General features: G+C 61.9%; 11 protein-coding genes. 7 read left to right on the top strand and 4 right to left on the bottom strand.

Translation table 11 applies throughout. From position 1 onward, the window contains the following. Positions 1-1,357: 1,357 nt before the first annotated feature. The 4 genes from PLL20_18540 to PLL20_18525 form a co-directional block, all read right to left on the bottom strand. On the bottom strand, positions 1,358-2,278 hold the full coding sequence (locus PLL20_18540) for a Spy/CpxP family protein refolding chaperone (protein ID HPD31994.1): 921 nt from the start codon (positions 2,276-2,278) through the stop codon (positions 1,358-1,360). A gap of 311 nt (positions 2,279-2,589) precedes the next feature. Continuing rightward, positions 2,590-3,525 (bottom strand): CPBP family intramembrane metalloprotease, encoded by a 936-nt coding sequence (locus PLL20_18535; GenBank protein ID HPD31993.1) that lies wholly within the window; start codon positions 3,523-3,525, stop codon positions 2,590-2,592. A gap of 308 nt (positions 3,526-3,833) precedes the next feature. Then, complete coding sequence (locus tag PLL20_18530; protein HPD31992.1) at positions 3,834-5,429, bottom strand: cellulase family glycosylhydrolase; 1,596 nt, start codon at positions 5,427-5,429, stop codon at positions 3,834-3,836. 31 nt (positions 5,430-5,460) lie between these two features. Continuing rightward, positions 5,461-6,438 carry a metallophosphoesterase gene (locus PLL20_18525; protein ID HPD31991.1) on the bottom strand — a complete coding sequence of 326 codons (978 nt, stop codon included), beginning with the start codon at positions 6,436-6,438 and terminating at the stop codon, positions 5,461-5,463. A 160-nt stretch (positions 6,439-6,598) separates the two neighbouring features. Here PLL20_18525 and PLL20_18520 point away from each other — a divergent pair, with 160 nt between their 5' ends. From PLL20_18520 to PLL20_18490, 7 genes are all read left to right on the top strand, one after another. Next, complete coding sequence (locus PLL20_18520) at positions 6,599-7,819, top strand: alpha/beta hydrolase (protein HPD31990.1); 1,221 nt, start codon at positions 6,599-6,601, stop codon at positions 7,817-7,819. A 175-nt stretch (positions 7,820-7,994) separates the two neighbouring features. After that, the gene (locus tag PLL20_18515; protein HPD31989.1) at positions 7,995-8,711 is read left to right on the top strand and encodes a PTS sugar transporter subunit IIA; all 717 of its coding nucleotides are present in this window, start codon (positions 7,995-7,997) and stop codon (positions 8,709-8,711) included. A 2-nt stretch (positions 8,712-8,713) separates the two neighbouring features. Then, a complete protein-coding gene (locus tag PLL20_18510; protein ID HPD31988.1) occupies positions 8,714-10,702 on the top strand; it encodes a proton-conducting transporter membrane subunit in 1,989 nt (662 codons plus the stop codon). Positions 10,703-10,705: 3 nt separating this feature from the next. Beyond that, complete coding sequence (locus PLL20_18505) at positions 10,706-11,620, top strand: NADH-quinone oxidoreductase subunit H (protein ID HPD31987.1); 915 nt, start codon at positions 10,706-10,708, stop codon at positions 11,618-11,620. Between the two features lies 1 nt (position 11,621). After that, positions 11,622-12,266 carry a hydrogenase gene (locus tag PLL20_18500; GenBank protein HPD31986.1) on the top strand — a complete coding sequence of 215 codons (645 nt, stop codon included), beginning with the start codon at positions 11,622-11,624 and terminating at the stop codon, positions 12,264-12,266. Between the two features lie 4 nt (positions 12,267-12,270). Further along, positions 12,271-13,746, top strand: coding sequence for a proton-conducting transporter membrane subunit (locus PLL20_18495; GenBank protein ID HPD31985.1), 1,476 nt, complete (start codon positions 12,271-12,273; stop codon positions 13,744-13,746). Next, positions 13,746-15,269 (top strand): NADH-quinone oxidoreductase subunit C, encoded by a 1,524-nt coding sequence (locus tag PLL20_18490; GenBank protein HPD31984.1) that lies wholly within the window; start codon positions 13,746-13,748, stop codon positions 15,267-15,269. The genes PLL20_18495 and PLL20_18490 overlap by 1 nt, the downstream gene beginning before the upstream one ends. Positions 15,270-15,321: the final 52 nt, after the last annotated feature.

Genomic DNA, 15,321 nt, shown 5'->3' with positions numbered 1-15,321 from the left:
AGGGGATGCAGCTCTTTCTCTCGGGTGGTAGAAGCCTCCTGAACACAGTGCGCTCGCCTTCGCGATCTCCGCGGGTCTGTTTGAGCATCGGGCACGGGCGGGCCGGCAACCAGTGGCACCGGGTGAGAGAAAGGGCCGACGAGGGCGTCGGCCCCACTTGTCTTCCATCTGCGTCAATCCCACGATCTGCGGGCCGGAGCTTCGCGTTTATCCTGTCTCGGCGTTTTCGATTGAAGCGTTCGGCCCTCAGCGATCGGCTTTCAGCGGCCCGAGGAGTAGCCAAGAGGTCGACCGCCGGTCCCAATCCTTCCCGCATTCCGGCGTGAATGACGATGGGAATCGTCGACCTGGGGGTCCCGGATCGGAATCCGGGACCAGCGCAGAGGTCGGCCGTCAGCAGCCAATTCTTTCCACATTCCCGGATGCGGAATGGATTCCGCGCGAAGATGCGGCCCGCCCCAGCGTCATTCTGAAACTGCGCCAACGCGGATAAGGGGATTGCCCCAAGCAACCTGCGAGAGGAGGAGACGAAAACGAGTTGAGTCGTTGAAACCTTTCATAGAGACCCTGTGGACCCTTGACCGACCCCCGTAAGTCGGTCAAGGGTAGACAGCGAGTCCGAAGGCCATGCGATTGAGCTTCGAAAGTCCCTTGTGGAAGCCTTCAGCGTTCCCGTACTGGGGGCCGTGTCGCTGCGGCGTGATGGCGAGTCGTCGGCGGTTCCGCCGGAGTCGCAGGAGCATGTGCAAACGGACAATGGGGTCTCGCAGGAACTTGGGAGGTCCTGACGGTTCCACCCTTGACACGCCGCAAGGCGAAGCCAGGGGCTGCCTTGCAGCCGGTCCCGCAATGCAGGACCGTCAAGGGTCCACAGAATGGAGAGGCGTGGGGTAGCCGGGCGTGAGCTGAAGATCCCTGGCCGGTCACCAGGGTATCCGGGGTGACGCGGAGCGAAAAACAGGATGCGGCCGTGGTACTGCCGAGCGAAGGAAACGAAGCGGAGCGGGATGGCCGTCAAGAAGTCTTAGCACCCTCGTAGTACCAATGAAGCAGGGATACTCGACCCCGGAGGACCCTGCGGAGGGAAGGGGGGTGTCAGGTCATGGAACCGGTGCGAGGAAACATGACGAAGGCTTCGAACTTCAAAGCCGTGTGAACGTGACAGCAGCGGATAGCAGACGGGAACGTGGCAGGGCGCGCGCTGCCACACGACGAAACTGAGGAACCGTATGCGCTAATGCGCGCACGTACGGATCTGTGGGAGCCCGAGGCGGGTAACCGCCCCGGGGCGCCCGGACATTCCGATTCTTCGACAGAAGCAGAATGTCCCCTCTTTCAGGTCTATTGATATCGGATCCTACTCTTTGGGCTTGTCCTCGGTCGGGGCATCGCCCTGTCGGCTGGAGCCGCGTCGCTGGGCTCTTCGCTCGCCTCTGCCCTCATCTCCACCCTGACGCAGTCTCTGGCCTTCGCCTCGCGGCCAACCCATCATGGTACCGGCCGGACGCCACTCTTTGACCTTCGTCTGTTGCTCGGGCGTCAGCTCGGCCATCACCTTCTTATAGACCTCGGCCGCAGCCGCCTTGGCCTCTTGCTCGGCCTTCTCGTCCCTGTCCCTCGGGCGAAGCCTAGGCTGCTTGGTTCTCCACTCGTTCACGATGCTCTTGATCTTGTCCGCTTTGTCCTTCGGCAGTTTAAGCGACTCGACAGCCCTCAACAGCAGCTCGGGGTTTTCCTCCAGCGGGGGTCGCGGATTAAAGACATCATCCTTAATCTTCTGGAACTTAGGTTTCTGCTCGGCGGTGAGGACGGCCTCGATCTCGTTCATAAGCTTTTGACGGGCAGCGTCGGCCTTGTCATCGCCCATCAGCTCGCGGATCTGCGATTCCAGCTTTCCGGCCTTCTCGCGGTCGCCGGCAGTTCGGGCTTCCTGTAGCTGCGTTCTGAGCTCTCTGAACTTGGGGGCGTTCTCGGTGATGCGCTTCTGCATCTCGTCACGCATCTGGTCGCGATGGTCGGTCATCAGCTTCTGAATTTTCTCCTGCTGCTCCTTGGTAAGGTTGAGTTCCTTGGTCAGACGTTCCATCTGCTGGTTGACCATCATGCCACGGCCGCCCGGCCCCTCCATGCCACGGTTCCGAGGCCCTTCGGCTCCTTCGCCTCTGCGCGTGGCAGGGCGGTCACGTCTTGCCCTGGGCTCGGTTGCGTTCTGGGCCCAAGCGGGAACCGAGAGAATACCGGCAAACAGTATGGCAACAGTCAGGTTTCTTCTTCTCATGGAGATTTCCTTTCTTGCGTCAAATGTTCATCAGGCTCCACTGCTCACCAAGGGCTAATCGTCTAACCCCTCTGCGCTCGCAGTGCAACCAGCAGGCTCAACGCCGGCCGGGCGATCGTATTGCGACAAGTGCCGGATGGTTGCCTGGATGAGAATGCTCCATGCTGGTTTTGCTTTGGCGGTTTGAGCACTCAGCGGGCAGCGACAGGCTGTCAGCCAGACGTCTGGGGTGGAGTGCCCCTGTGCTAACGCATTGTGGCAACAGAAGTTGCAGTCGGGCGAGAGCAGTTGTTGTCAGGTTTTCTCACCGGTCAGGCACCAGCCATGCAAGTTCTGTCAGGTGGCACCGCCGATCGCAGATGCCACAGGCAGAGGCCGAGTACAACGGCGGCGGCCAGCAGGATCACCCACAGAGACGCCCGACTCAGGGTGTCCGGCAAGAAGACGCTGAGGAGGAGAGCGACAGTGTTGTTGACCGCGTGGCCGATGATTGCAGGAACGATGCTGTTCCCCCGTTCGACTACGAAGCCGAGGTAGATGCCCACGCCCAGGGCGAGGATGCCCTGTGAAACATCCATGTGATAAGCGGCAAACATCAGAGCGGTGAGAAGGATGGAGATTCTGGCGCCCCACCGCTGGGTTAATCGCGTCTGAAGATAGCCGCGAAACAGAAGCTCTTCCGAGATAGCCGGCAGGATGCCTATGACCACGATGCCCAGGATCAGATTCAGCCCCAAGAGGCCGGCGATGACCGCTGATAGTGGCTCAAGCGTGGATGAGCGAGGAAGGAAGTCCAGAGCATACGCCATCGAGAAGGTCAAGCCAATGGCAACGGCGCCGACTGCAGCCGTTGCCACCTGCATGCAGGAGAGGGAAGGAGCGGTGAGCCTCAGTCTGCAGACCCACCGCACCGGGGACAGGAACGCGGCGCAGAAAGCGACGAGAAGAGCGGCGAACAACATGTAGGACATGACCCACAGAAAGGACAAGGGCCTTTTTGCGAGTTCATCGATCCAGTCCCCAGGCGCGACGCCGAACAGCGTGATCACGAGATGAACCATCGTAACGATTGTGCCGAGCACGATCGTCGAAACGTATGCCGCAAAAACGGTCCACACGCGCGGTCGGCGCGCGGGTTCGACCGCCGGAGCCGTCTCGACCACGAGCGCAACCGGTCGTGCTGTACCCACCGTTTCTTTTGAGTCCTGGGATGCCTCGTTGAACTGCGTAGGCGCTTCTTCATTCATTCCTGCTGCCCCGACGTCAGATTGCAGTGGCGGCTGCGCGGGTCGCAAAAACATGGCAAACGATCGCAGGGGGCGCCAGGCTGCTCGTTGTCGGGCTACACCTGTCACTTGGCTGGTCTTGCCGCCCCTGCCGTTCCAGCCAGACTCTCAGATACCCGGACTGCGGAGGAACAGTAAACCGGCGGTTTTGCGCAGTGTCAATACCCGGTGGCAAGGGGTATTGGTGGTGCTTTGCATCAGGACACAAGAATGTCCACGCAAAGCGGTGGACATGGCAGTCAGCGCGAATCCTGCCGTCCGGGAGGAGGCTATTGGGCGGGTTTCAGGGTTAGCTCGCGGTTGGTGGGGTTTGGATAGGGTGAGATGTCGATGAACATGCCGGCGCGGCCTGAACCGCAGGGGGTCTGCTCGTATTTCGAGTCAGACGGGGTAAGTTCGACGGTGAAGCCCTTGGGGAACACGGCCAGGGGGAGATAGATCCTGGTGGGTTGGCCAATCGAAGGCCGCTCGTTCCACTTGCAGCGAAAGACCCGTGTGTCGCGGTCGTAGCCGTAACTCAGAAGCTCGCCGGCTGTGGCCATCGGGTAGGGCCGCTGGATGGCATCAAAGTACGGCTGGGCTTGCAGATCGGGCTTGATGATCCAGAACGTATCGCCGTACAGACGTTTCTCGATCTGGGAGACGATGAACGAGGCCATGGGCCGCCGGTCACCGTCGTTGCCGGGGTCAGCATCCCATTCGCCCACGATGACGGGCATCTCCAGCCGTTTGGCCAGTTGCGAGATCCGGGCGAAGATCAGCCCCATGTGTACTGTCGAGGGATCGCCCATGGGCAGGCCGTAGGCGTGCGGCACCAGAGCCTGCTGAGGATCGCGCCGGCCTTCGGCGTCCATGATGGGTTGAAGAGCACTGCGCACGCCGATGATGGCGCCTCCGCCCGGCTCCAGAAGGATGATGTGGCTGCGGTCCACTTCGCGGATTGCCTTGGCCACGCGAGCGTACATCGGATTCAGCGCATCGCGCTCGTAGGTCATGTACAGGGGTTCGAGGGCTTCGAGAACCGCCTTGAGAAGCTTCTCATCCGCCGCTACTTCGGTCATCGTCCGGCGCCGGTTCTCCTCGCTCTTGTACTCCTCGAGCAGCCCGGCCACGGTCACCTCTTCGCCCTTGTCGGCCCGTATCTTGGTCATCTTCGCGGCGACAAGCAGCGGCAGCATCTTCATGGGACTGCCGGGATAGGGCTCGTTGAACAAGTCGTAACCGATGACGGTGGTATCGTCGGCGTAGCGCTGGGCAACGTGCCGCCAGAGCATGGCGAAGCGGTCCTGAATGCCGACGCCGTCGGGGCCGGACTTGTTCGCGTAGAAGTTGTCGAACGCGGCGTGCACCATGGGGCTTGTCCAGTAGGACTCCTGCCAGAGGTTCGGGTTGCCAGCGTGAGGCCGGCCTTCGTCGAGCGTGGCCCACGCCGGGGCCCCGTTGCCCGATTTGACGCCCCAGAGATCCTGGTGCATGTCCAGGTAAACGTGCAGGCCGGCGGCGCGGGCGGCAGCGATCTGTTCGTCGATGAGACACAGGTATTGTTCGTCATACTTGCCACATTCCGGCTCGATCTGAGACCACTCCATCTGTAAACGGATGACGTTGAGCCCCCAATCACGCATGCGTGCGCACACGTCAGGTTTGACCCGGACCGAGTCCGGCTTGCTGGTGTGGCCTGCGTTGACGCCGTGCAAGATGATCTGCCGGCCGGCAGGATCGACGAATCGATTCCCGGCCACAGTGATTCGCGGCAGAGGGACAGAGGACGGAACGGGTGGGTTGTCGCGCTGCGAAGTCACTGTCTCGGTCGGCGCGATCGCCGCCAGGACACAAAGGGCCGGGATCAGCGCGGTTATAGGCATGGACAAGAGCCTGATCGCGGCGGGGATAAGGTCACTCCTTCACGGGCTTCCAACCAAACGGTACGTAGCGGTTCTCGAATGAGCCGTCGTCGTAGAGGTCGACCAGCGCATAGCCGGCGTCGCACTCCTGATAGGGGCCCTCCCACCACCCACCGCAGACGGCGCCATTGCAGACATATGAGACGCCCAGGTATTCGACCCGATCGATCAGGTGGACATGACCACTCAGGCAGACCTTGACGTTCGGGTGTTTGAGGAAGAGATCCTTGATCCGCCGACTGTCAATGTGGACCCAGGCCCCCGGCACAACCCAGTCTCCGGACTTCTCGTTATCGCCGTCGAAGAAGACACACACGGCCAGGATCGGAATGTGCGAGAGAATCAGGACGGGCTTCTTCGGGTCCGTCCGCCGTAGATCTTCGGCGAGCCACTCGAATTGCCGGTCATCGAGCCGTGCGGTGTAGCCATCGCCCTGGGGGAACGTGCTGTCGAGCATAATGAAGTGCCACCCGGCGCGATCGAAGCTGCGGTACTCGCGATCGAGCCCGAGAGAATCCATGGCCCATTTCTTGCCGTACAGGGGCTCGTTGCCGGTCGCACCGCTGTCCTTGCGGTTCAAGCCCCAACAGTCGTGGTTTCCGATGCACGGCTCCACCGGCAGGCTGCACTCGGCCTTGAGCACCTTGCGGTACAGCTCCCATTGCTCCCTGGTCCGCGCCTCATTCGCTCCGATCGAGTCCATGATATGGTCGCCGCCCGTGAAGATCAGATCAGGCTTGTCCTTCTGCGACTGCACGTGCCGAAGACATGAGGCAAACCCCTCGGCGGCCTTGTGTTCGGGGGCAATGTGAATGTCGGTCAGATGCGCAACCCGCAAGACGCGCTTGCGTAAGGGGTTTGCACTCTGTGCCAAGGCGGAACGGGCACCGGCAAGCCCAACGGCCGCCGCTCCGGCAATACGGATCACTTCGCGACGCGAAACGTTGGGTGATGGTTGGTTGTTGCTCATCGCCCCATTTAACCGGAAGGAGGCATGTGAAGTCAAGGTTTCAGGGATCAGTTCGAGTTTGCATCAGGGTCGCGGGGAACGTTAGCATCATGGCGGCTGCAGGATATTGTTTGGGGTTCCGAGGTGTTCAACGACGGGCCCCTTGCCGCCCGGGAGTTCCATGTTCTCCACGATCGGATACGTCATCTTCGTGTTGGCCCCGGCCGTTCTCGGCGCGATCCTCCTATGGCGTTTCCCGAAGTACCGGCGTTTCAGGCTGCGATCGATACTGGTGTACCTGGTGGTGATGAGCCTGCTGATCTATGGGGCTCTTCGGTTTGTGTGCTACATCGCCTCGGCGACGGTCGCCCTGCGTGAGGTGTTCATCGTCCTGTGGTTTGCCATCGCCTGGCGGCTGGCGTGGGAGCTGTGGGCACAAACCGTCGGCCGGTTGGGGCAGAAATGGATCCGCTGGGCACGGCTGCGCAGGCATCAGGGGCTGCACGCGCCGAAGCTGATCCGGCTGATCCCCATCGGCCGGATGCTGCTGACGGCCTTCATCTTCGTGCCGGCGTTTCTGAGCTGCGTGGTCACTCACCGGTTCAAACTGCACGACGATCAGGATCCCAAGAGCATCTACCAGATGGACTTCGAGCATGTTCGCGTACCGACTGCCGACGGCCTCACCTTGGACGGCTGGTTCATCCCTCAGAGCGGGGCTTCGCGAACCATCGTCGTCTGCCACGGGGCCGGGGCCAACAAGGGTAACTTCGTCTGGTTCCTCGGGTCGCTCACACGACCCGACTACAACGTGGTGTTTTTCGATTTCAGGGCTCACGGTTCCAGCGACGGCCGGACCACGACCTACGGCATCCGCGAACGCCGCGACGTGACGGCCGTGGTCGATTGGCTCAAGCGAGAACGGCCGGCACAGTCTCAGGTCATTGTCGGTCTGGGATCGTCCCAGGGGTCGATGGCCCTGGCACTGGCCGCCGCCGAGGATGAGCGGATCGACGCGGTGATTCTCGACAGCCCGTTCACCTCAGCATACGAGTTCGCTCAACACCACGCCCGCCAACTGCCGGTCATCGGCCCGTTGTTCGTCAACATCATTCTGGTTGGAATGTCCGCCCAAACGGGTGCTGATTTCTTCCACACGTCGGCCGTGGAGGCCGTGTCTCGACTGGGCAGCCGCCCTGTCATGGTCATTCACGGGGACGACGACATCGCGATGCCGGTCTCGCATTCGCAGGCGCTCTATGATGCCGCCGCCGGCCCGCGCGAGCTCTGGTTCGGCCCCGGCCCACACAGCAATATCGTCACCACCGACCCAAGACAATACGAACAGCGGGTCTTCGCCCTCCTGGACGCCAATCTATCCGAACATTCGTCTCAGAAATGACTTACGGACAATCAGCGGCAGGAATTCGTGTCGCATATTGCGACATTCGAAGACGAAGTAAGGCTTGGGGGACAAACCACTGACAAAAAAACACGATAATCTATTTCTATTGACATTGTGCATAGCATGTCTTATGATGTCTCTTTGCGTCACTAATGACCGACAAAGGGATCTAATGACAATCACAGTGCGGGATGCCGCCAAGCTCTTGAACGTATCGGAACGAACGATCTACCGGTGGATCGACAGTGGTTCTCTGCCCGTCTATCGCGTGGGCGATCAGTTCAGGTTCAACAGGACTGAGCTGCTCGAGTGGGCCACATCGAAGAAACTGAACGTCTCGGCGGAGATCTTCGCCGAACCCGAGCATGACCAGGAGACTCCTTGCAGGCTTTCGGAGGCCCTCAGAGCCGGCGGGATCTTCTATCGAATCGAAGGCTCAGATAAGGAATCGGCGATCAGATCTGTCGTCGATATTCTCCGGCTTCCGGACGACGTGGACCGCGAGTTTCTCTACCAGGTGCTGCTGGCCCGCGAGTCGCTGGGCTCCACGGGGATAGGCGAAGGCATCGCCATCCCGCACGTTCGCAACCCGGTGGTTTTGCACGTTACCCAGCCCTCCGTAACGCTGTGTTTCCTGGAGCATCCGATCGAGTTCGGGGCGCTCGACGGCCAGCCGGTACACACGCTGTTCACACTGATCAGTCCCACCGTCCGCTCGCACCTGCGGATGCTTTCCTTGCTCTCGTTCGCGCTTCGCGATCCCGCGTTCAAAGAGACGCTCAGATCGCAGGCTCTGCGAGAAGCGATCTTGACCGAGGTGATGCGAATCGAGTCATCCCTTGCATCCGCGGACCAGCCTCTCTCACCCGGTGGTGCCGAAAGCAGATGAACATGGTTTTTCTCCTGACAGGCATTGCCATCATGATGGCCGGTGGGCTTGCGGCCCTGTTGGTGCCGCGTCGGGGGCATTGGGCGTCTACCCTGGGATCCACCTGTGTTGTGGCCGGTTGCATCACCGGGCTGATACCGGCAGTTCGTATCCTGCTCGGAGCACCCGCTGAAGTGCTTCATCGGTCCTGGTCGGTACCGTACGGTTCATTTCACGTTGAGTTGGACGCGTTGTCCGCGTTCTTCCTCATCCCGATCCTCCTGCTGTGTGCTTTGGCAGCCATCTACGGCATCGAGTACTTGCGTCCGTATCGCGATCGCAAGTCGCTCGGCGCGTCGTGGTTCTTCTTCAGTCTCCTGGTCGCCAGCATGATCCTGGTCACCACTGCGCGCAATATCATGTTGTTCCTCGTGGCGTGGGAGGTCATGTCGCTGGCCTCGTTTTTCCTTGTGACATTCGAGCATGAGGACGAGAAGGTGAGCCAGGCCGGCTGGACGTACCTTGTGGCCACGCACTTGGGAACGCTGTTCCTGCTGGCGATGTTTGCGCTGCTGGGATTGCACTCGGGATCGCCGGAACTCGCGGGTGGCACCTCTCCAGTCAAGGCGGTTGCGGACCACGCGAACCTGCTGTTCATTCTGGCCATCATTGGTTTCGGAACCAAGGCGGGCTTCATGCCCTTTCACGTGTGGCTGCCCGAGGCCCACCCGGCGGCTCCAAGCCATGTGTCCGCGATCATGTCGGGCGTGATGATCAAGACCGGCATCTATGGATTGCTGAGAACGCTGACGTTCCTCGGGCCGCCGCCTGCGTGGTGGGGCTGGCTGCTGATCGCCATCGGGTTGACATCAGGCGTGCTTGGGGTCTTGTTTGCCCTGGCACAACACGACCTCAAGCGTCTGCTTGCCTACCACAGCGTGGAGAACATCGGAATCATCGCCATCGGCCTGGGGGTCGGACTGCTGGGGCTCAGTCTGCATTCAGTTTCGATGGCTGTCCTGGGCTTCGGCGGCGGGCTGCTGCACGTGCTCAACCACGCGTGCTTCAAAGGGCTGCTGTTTTTCGGGGCCGGATCGGTGCTGCACGCCACCGGTAGCCGAGAGATCGACCGCCTCGGCGGCCTCCTCAAACGAATGCCTTGGACCGGCTGGACCTTCCTGGTCGGGGCTGCGGCGATCGCCGGCTTGCCCCCGCTCAACGGTTTCGTGAGCGAGCTGCTGATCTACCTGGGGGCGCTGGAGGGCGTGCGGACGACGTCGCCGCTGCACCTGCTTCTCATGGCAGGCGCGGTCGCCGGGCTGGCGCTGATTGGCGGACTGGCTTTGGCTTGTTTCGCCAAGGCGTTCGGCGTGGTTTTCCTCGGCGAGGCGAGATCGGCGGACGCCGGCGGCGGCCACGAGTGCGGCTGGCTGATGCGCGTACCGATGCTGGTTTTGGCTGCCGCGTGCGTTGCGATCGGTTTGCTGGGACCGTTGGCGGTTCTCTCACTTGCCCGGGCCATCGCGGTTGTCGGCGGCATGCCTGAGAACGTTGTCCGCGCGACGATCGCCAATCCTCGCGACGTTCTCATCGCGGTCGTGGGGGTCAGTTTTATTCTGCTGCTGCTCACGGCCGGGCTGATCGTCTTCCGCCGCCGGCTTCTTGAGGGTCGTATGGTCTCAAGCACCGTGACGTGGGATTGCGGTTACGCGCGCCCGACCGCCCGCATGCAGTATACCGCGTCGTCTTTTGCCCAACCGCTCACGCGTTTCTTCCAGCCGTTCCTGAGAACCCGCACCGCCCTGACTCCCCCGGTTGAGTACTTTCCCCCGTCGGCTTCTCTTGCCACACACACCGATGATGTCTGGCGAGAGAAGGGATACAGCCCGGTCTTCCGCGGGGCGGCGTGGGTGTTCTCGAAGCTGCGCCGGCTTCAGCATGGTCGAGTCCAGACTTACGTCTTGTACATCGCCGTCACGCTGTTGGCTTTGCTGCTCTGGAAGTTGAGATAGGCCATGCGAGTCTTCAGTTTGTGCCAACCACTACTGGCCCTGACGCTGGCCCCGCTCCTGCTGGGGATCATCAGCAGGGTAAAGGCGTTCGTCGCCGGACGGGAAGGGCCACCGCTGATTCAGCCCTATCTCGACCTGTTCCGGCTGCTTGGCAAGGGCGCGGTGTACAGCCGGACGACAACGGCGGTTTTCCGACTGGCTCCGGTCGTCGGGCTGGCGGCCGTGGCGGCTGCGGTGCTGCTGCTTCCGATCGGTGGAACCAGGGCCGTCATCGCCTTCCCCGGCGATCTCGTATTGCTGGCCTACCTCTTGGGCCTGTTGAGATTTCTCACTGTGATCGGCGCCCTGGACACCGGATCGAGCTTCGAGGGCATGGGCGCCAGCAGAGAGGTCCATTTCTCGTCGCTGGCCGAGCCGGTATTGATGCTCGCAGTGGCCGCTCTGGCCCGCAAGCTGGACAGTATTTCGCTCTCGGGGATCTACATGCCCCTCTCGTTCGGAACGTGGCTCGCGGCGGGCCCGGCGCTGGTGATGGCCGCGGTCGCGATGCTGGTCATTGTCCTCGCTGAGAACGCGCGGATCCCCGTCGATGACCCCAACACGCACCTTGAACTCACCATGATCCACGAAGTCATGGTTCTGGACTACAGCGGGCCCGACCTGGCGTTCATACTCTACGGGGCCGCGCTCAAATTGTGGGTGTTCGGCTCGCTGCTCGTCGGATTGTGCGTGCCCGTGCGAACAGGCTGGTTCGTCGTTGATGCCGGCGCTTTTCTGCTGGGCATGTTCGCGTTGGCCGTGATCGTGGGCATCATCGAATCGGCGATGGCCCGGCTTCGTTTGCTGCGAGTGCCGCAACTGCTGGTCGGGGCCGGAGCCCTTGCGGTTCTCGCGCTTGTGCTGGTGGCGAGGTCATAGGATGCAAGCCTACACGGATCTGGTTTTGATTACCGTTGCCTTGACTAACCTGGCCCTGACCGGCGTTGCTTCTCTGGGCACCTGCATCCGCGTCATGGCGCTGCAGGGCGTGCTTTTGGGCATCGTAACGGTGACTGTTCGACAGGAAGGCGTCTCTATACACACGTTGGTATTCGTGACCATCGCGGTTGTGCTCAAGGGTTTTGTTTTCCCTCGGTTGCTCCTGCGAGCGGTACGCGAGGCAGACGTGCGGCGAGAGGTGGAGCCGTTCGTCGGTTTCACGTTCTCCTTGCTGATCGGGACGCTGGCTCTGCCGGCAGCCATGTGGCTGGGCGCACGTCTGCCGGCGGCCACACCGCAGGCCCCGCCGCTGGCCGCGCCCGTCGCGTTCCACGCGATTCTCGTCGGCTTGTTCCTGATCGTCAGCCGGCGCAAGGCCATCACCCAGGTCCTCGGCTACCTGGCGATGGAAAACGGGATCTTCTTGTTTGGCGTCGGGCTGGTGCGTCAGGCAACGCTGCTGGTCGAGCTTGGGATTCTTCTGGATGTTTTCGTGGCGGTGTTCGTCATGGGGATCGCGATTTTCCACATCAGTCGGGAGTTCGACCACATGGACACCGACCGGCTGTCCTCGTTGAAGGAATGAAAGCATGGTTTTGGCGCTCTTCCTAATTCCTGCTCTGGCTGGCATTGCCGCATTCTTCATCCGGCCGCACCGCCCCCGACGAGCCCTGCTGCCGGCCGTGGCGGTGGCTCACGCGTCGCTCACGAGCCTTGCATGGCTGAGATTGCCCGCGCCAGCCCTTCAGGGCCTGCTCAAGCTGGACGAGCTGGGCCTGCTCTTCCTGAGCATCACGAGCGCCCTTTTTCTGGTTGCTTCGTTCTACGCGGTGGGGTACCTGAAGCGTGAAACACACGGCCAGCGATCGGACTTCGAACAGGGCTTCCTCTTCGACAACATTCCAGAGGCCGTCTTCGTCGGCTGCCTGTTGTTGTTCCTGGCCATGATGACTCTGGTGAGTCTTAGTGCCCACGTCGGCCTGATGTGGGTGGCCGTTGAAGCGACGACGCTGGCCAGTGCGCCCCTGATCTACTTCCATCGGCACCATCGCTCCCTCGAGGCCGCCTGGAAGTATCTGCTCATCTGTTCGGTGGGTATCGCCCTGGCGCTGCTGGGCATCTTCTTCCTGGCCGTCGCGGCAGCCGACGTGGCGGGAACCGCCACTTCGCTTCTGACGGATGATCTGGTGCGCCGAGGCGCCGCACTGAACCGACCGTGGCTTTCAGCGGCGTTCGTCTTTCTTCTGGTCGGATACGGCACCAAAATGGGCCTGGCTCCGCTGCACACGTGGCTTCCCGACGCGCACAGCGAGTCGCCTTCAGTCGTGTCCGCCCTGCTGTCGGGAGCCCTGCTCAATTGCGCCTTCCTGGGCATCTTGCGTGCACACCAGGTACTGACAGCGGCTGGCTGCACCGCCCTCGGACAGGAACTGCTGGTACTGTTGGGGCTGATTTCCATGGGCACCGCCGCCGTGTTCATCATCGGTCAACAGGACTACAAGCGTCTGCTGGCCTACTCGAGCGTCGAGCACATCGGCATCCTTGCCTTGGGAGTCGGCCTGGGGGGGGCTGGCGTGTTCGGCTCGATGCTGCACGCGGTCAATCACTCGTTGACCAAGGCGATGCTGTTTCTCGTGGCCGGCAATCTGCTGGCGGTCTACAACTCCAAGTCCTGCCGAGATGTCCGCGGCGCACTGCGAGTCATGCCGTTTTCGGCAGCACTCTGGATTGCGGGGTTCCTGGCCATTACCGGGTCACCGCCTTTCGGGCCGTTCCTGAGCGAGTTCACAGTCCTCAAAGCCGCCTTGGACCAGGGGCGAGCGGTCGTGGCCATTCTGTACCTGGGCTGTCTGGGGATCATATTCGTCGGCATGGCTTCGGTCTTCGCACGCATGACGCAGGGACAGGCGAGTCTGCCGATGGACCAACCGCGGGCCCATGAGCCCTTGTTAAGCGTGATACCCCCGGCGGTCCTGGGCGTGCTCGTCTTGTGTCTTGGTGTTCATGTTCCGACGCCGTTAAACAGCCTGATCCAGCGGGCCGCACAGATGGTGGGAGGGTCCTGATGGCCGCAAGCAATGTACTGGTCTTGTACAACGGCGCCTCGGCCGCCGCGGAAAGCATCCCAACACTGGGGAACGACGAGTTTCGCAGTGCGGTGATCGACGGCGTGGAGCGGAACGGCCGGTTGGCGGCAATGATGGCGACGCCGTCCCAGGATGGACGAATACGGCTTCTGGCAGCGGTTGCTCACGGGAACCGGGGCAGCCTGGCGGTGTGCGGCACGGTCGTGGACGACTCGTACGCTGCACTGACACCCGAGTGTCCTGCCGCCCACTGGTTCGAGCGGGAGATTGCCGAGCAGTGGGGAGTGCGGCCGGAGGGGCATCCCTGGCTCAAACCGATCCGCTTTCACAAGTCATATCGGCCGGGCCGCGATGCCTGGGGCCGTGGCATTTCGACCGTCATCGAGCCTTGCGTCACCGACTACTTTGCGATGGACGGCGAGGAGGTCCATGAAGTCGCGGTCGGGCCGGTACATGCCGGGATCATCGAGCCGGGACACTTCCGGTTTCAATGCCATGGCGAGGACGTCTATCACCTTGAGATCTCCCTGGGATTTCAGCACCGCGGCGTGGAGCGAGCTCTGATCGGCGGACCGGGACTGCGGACGATCCACTACGCCGAGACACTGGCCGGTGACACTTCGATCGGCCACGCAACGGCCTGCAGTGAACTACTCGAAGCTCTGAGCGGGGTCCGTGTGCCTGCTCGCGCCCAGATCATTCGCGGAATCGCGCTGGAGCTCGAGCGGCTCGCGAATCACACCGGCGATCTTGGTGCGCTGGCCGGCGACGTCGGTTTCCTGCCCACCGCGTCGTATTGCGGAAGGATTCGCGGCGATTTCCTCAACATGACGGCCCTGATCTGCGGAAGCCGCTTCGGACGCGGGCTCGTACGTCCCGGCGGCGTCGCGTTTGATCTTGAGGACAGCCGGCGGGCCCAGCTTCTGGAAAGGCTCGATGCCGCCCGGCAAGACGTCACCACGGCAGTGGATCTGCTCTGGGATAGCCCGTCGGTACTCGCCCGGTTCCAGGAGACGGGACGCGTGGATCGAGAAACAGCGGTTGATCTTGGACTGGTCGGCGTGGCCGCGAGAGCGTGCAACATCGAGCGAGATGTCCGCCACGAATTCCCCACGGGCATATACAGGCTCGCGCACATACCCGTCTCGATGGCTGAGGCGGGAGACGTGTTCGCCCGGGCGTTCGTTCGATGGCTTGAGATTCAGCGGTCGCTGGCTTTCATACAGGACCAACTCCGTTCACTGCCGTCAGGGGGAAACCGGGCGGCGGCCAAGCCTCTGGGCCGGTCTCGAATCGCCGTGAGCCTGGTGGAGGGATGGCGGGGCGAGATCTGCCACATGGCAATGACCGATGAAGCTGGGCGACTGGCCGCGTACAAGATCGTTGATCCGTCTTTCCACAACTGGATGGGGCTGGCGATGGCCTTGCGCAACCAGCAGATCTCCGATTTCCCACTGTGCAACAAGAGCTTCAACCTGTCCTACTGCGGACACGACCTCTAGCCCAAGTTGAACACCAAAGGGCGATTCTAGATTTTTTTCGGGTTGTTGGACC

The sequence above is a fragment of the Phycisphaerae bacterium genome, assembly GCA_035384605.1.
Classification (GTDB): Bacteria; Planctomycetota; Phycisphaerae; order UBA1845; family PWPN01; genus JAUCQB01.
Note: the sequence above shows the minus strand (reverse complement) of the source record. Positions and strands in the feature narration are given on the sequence as shown.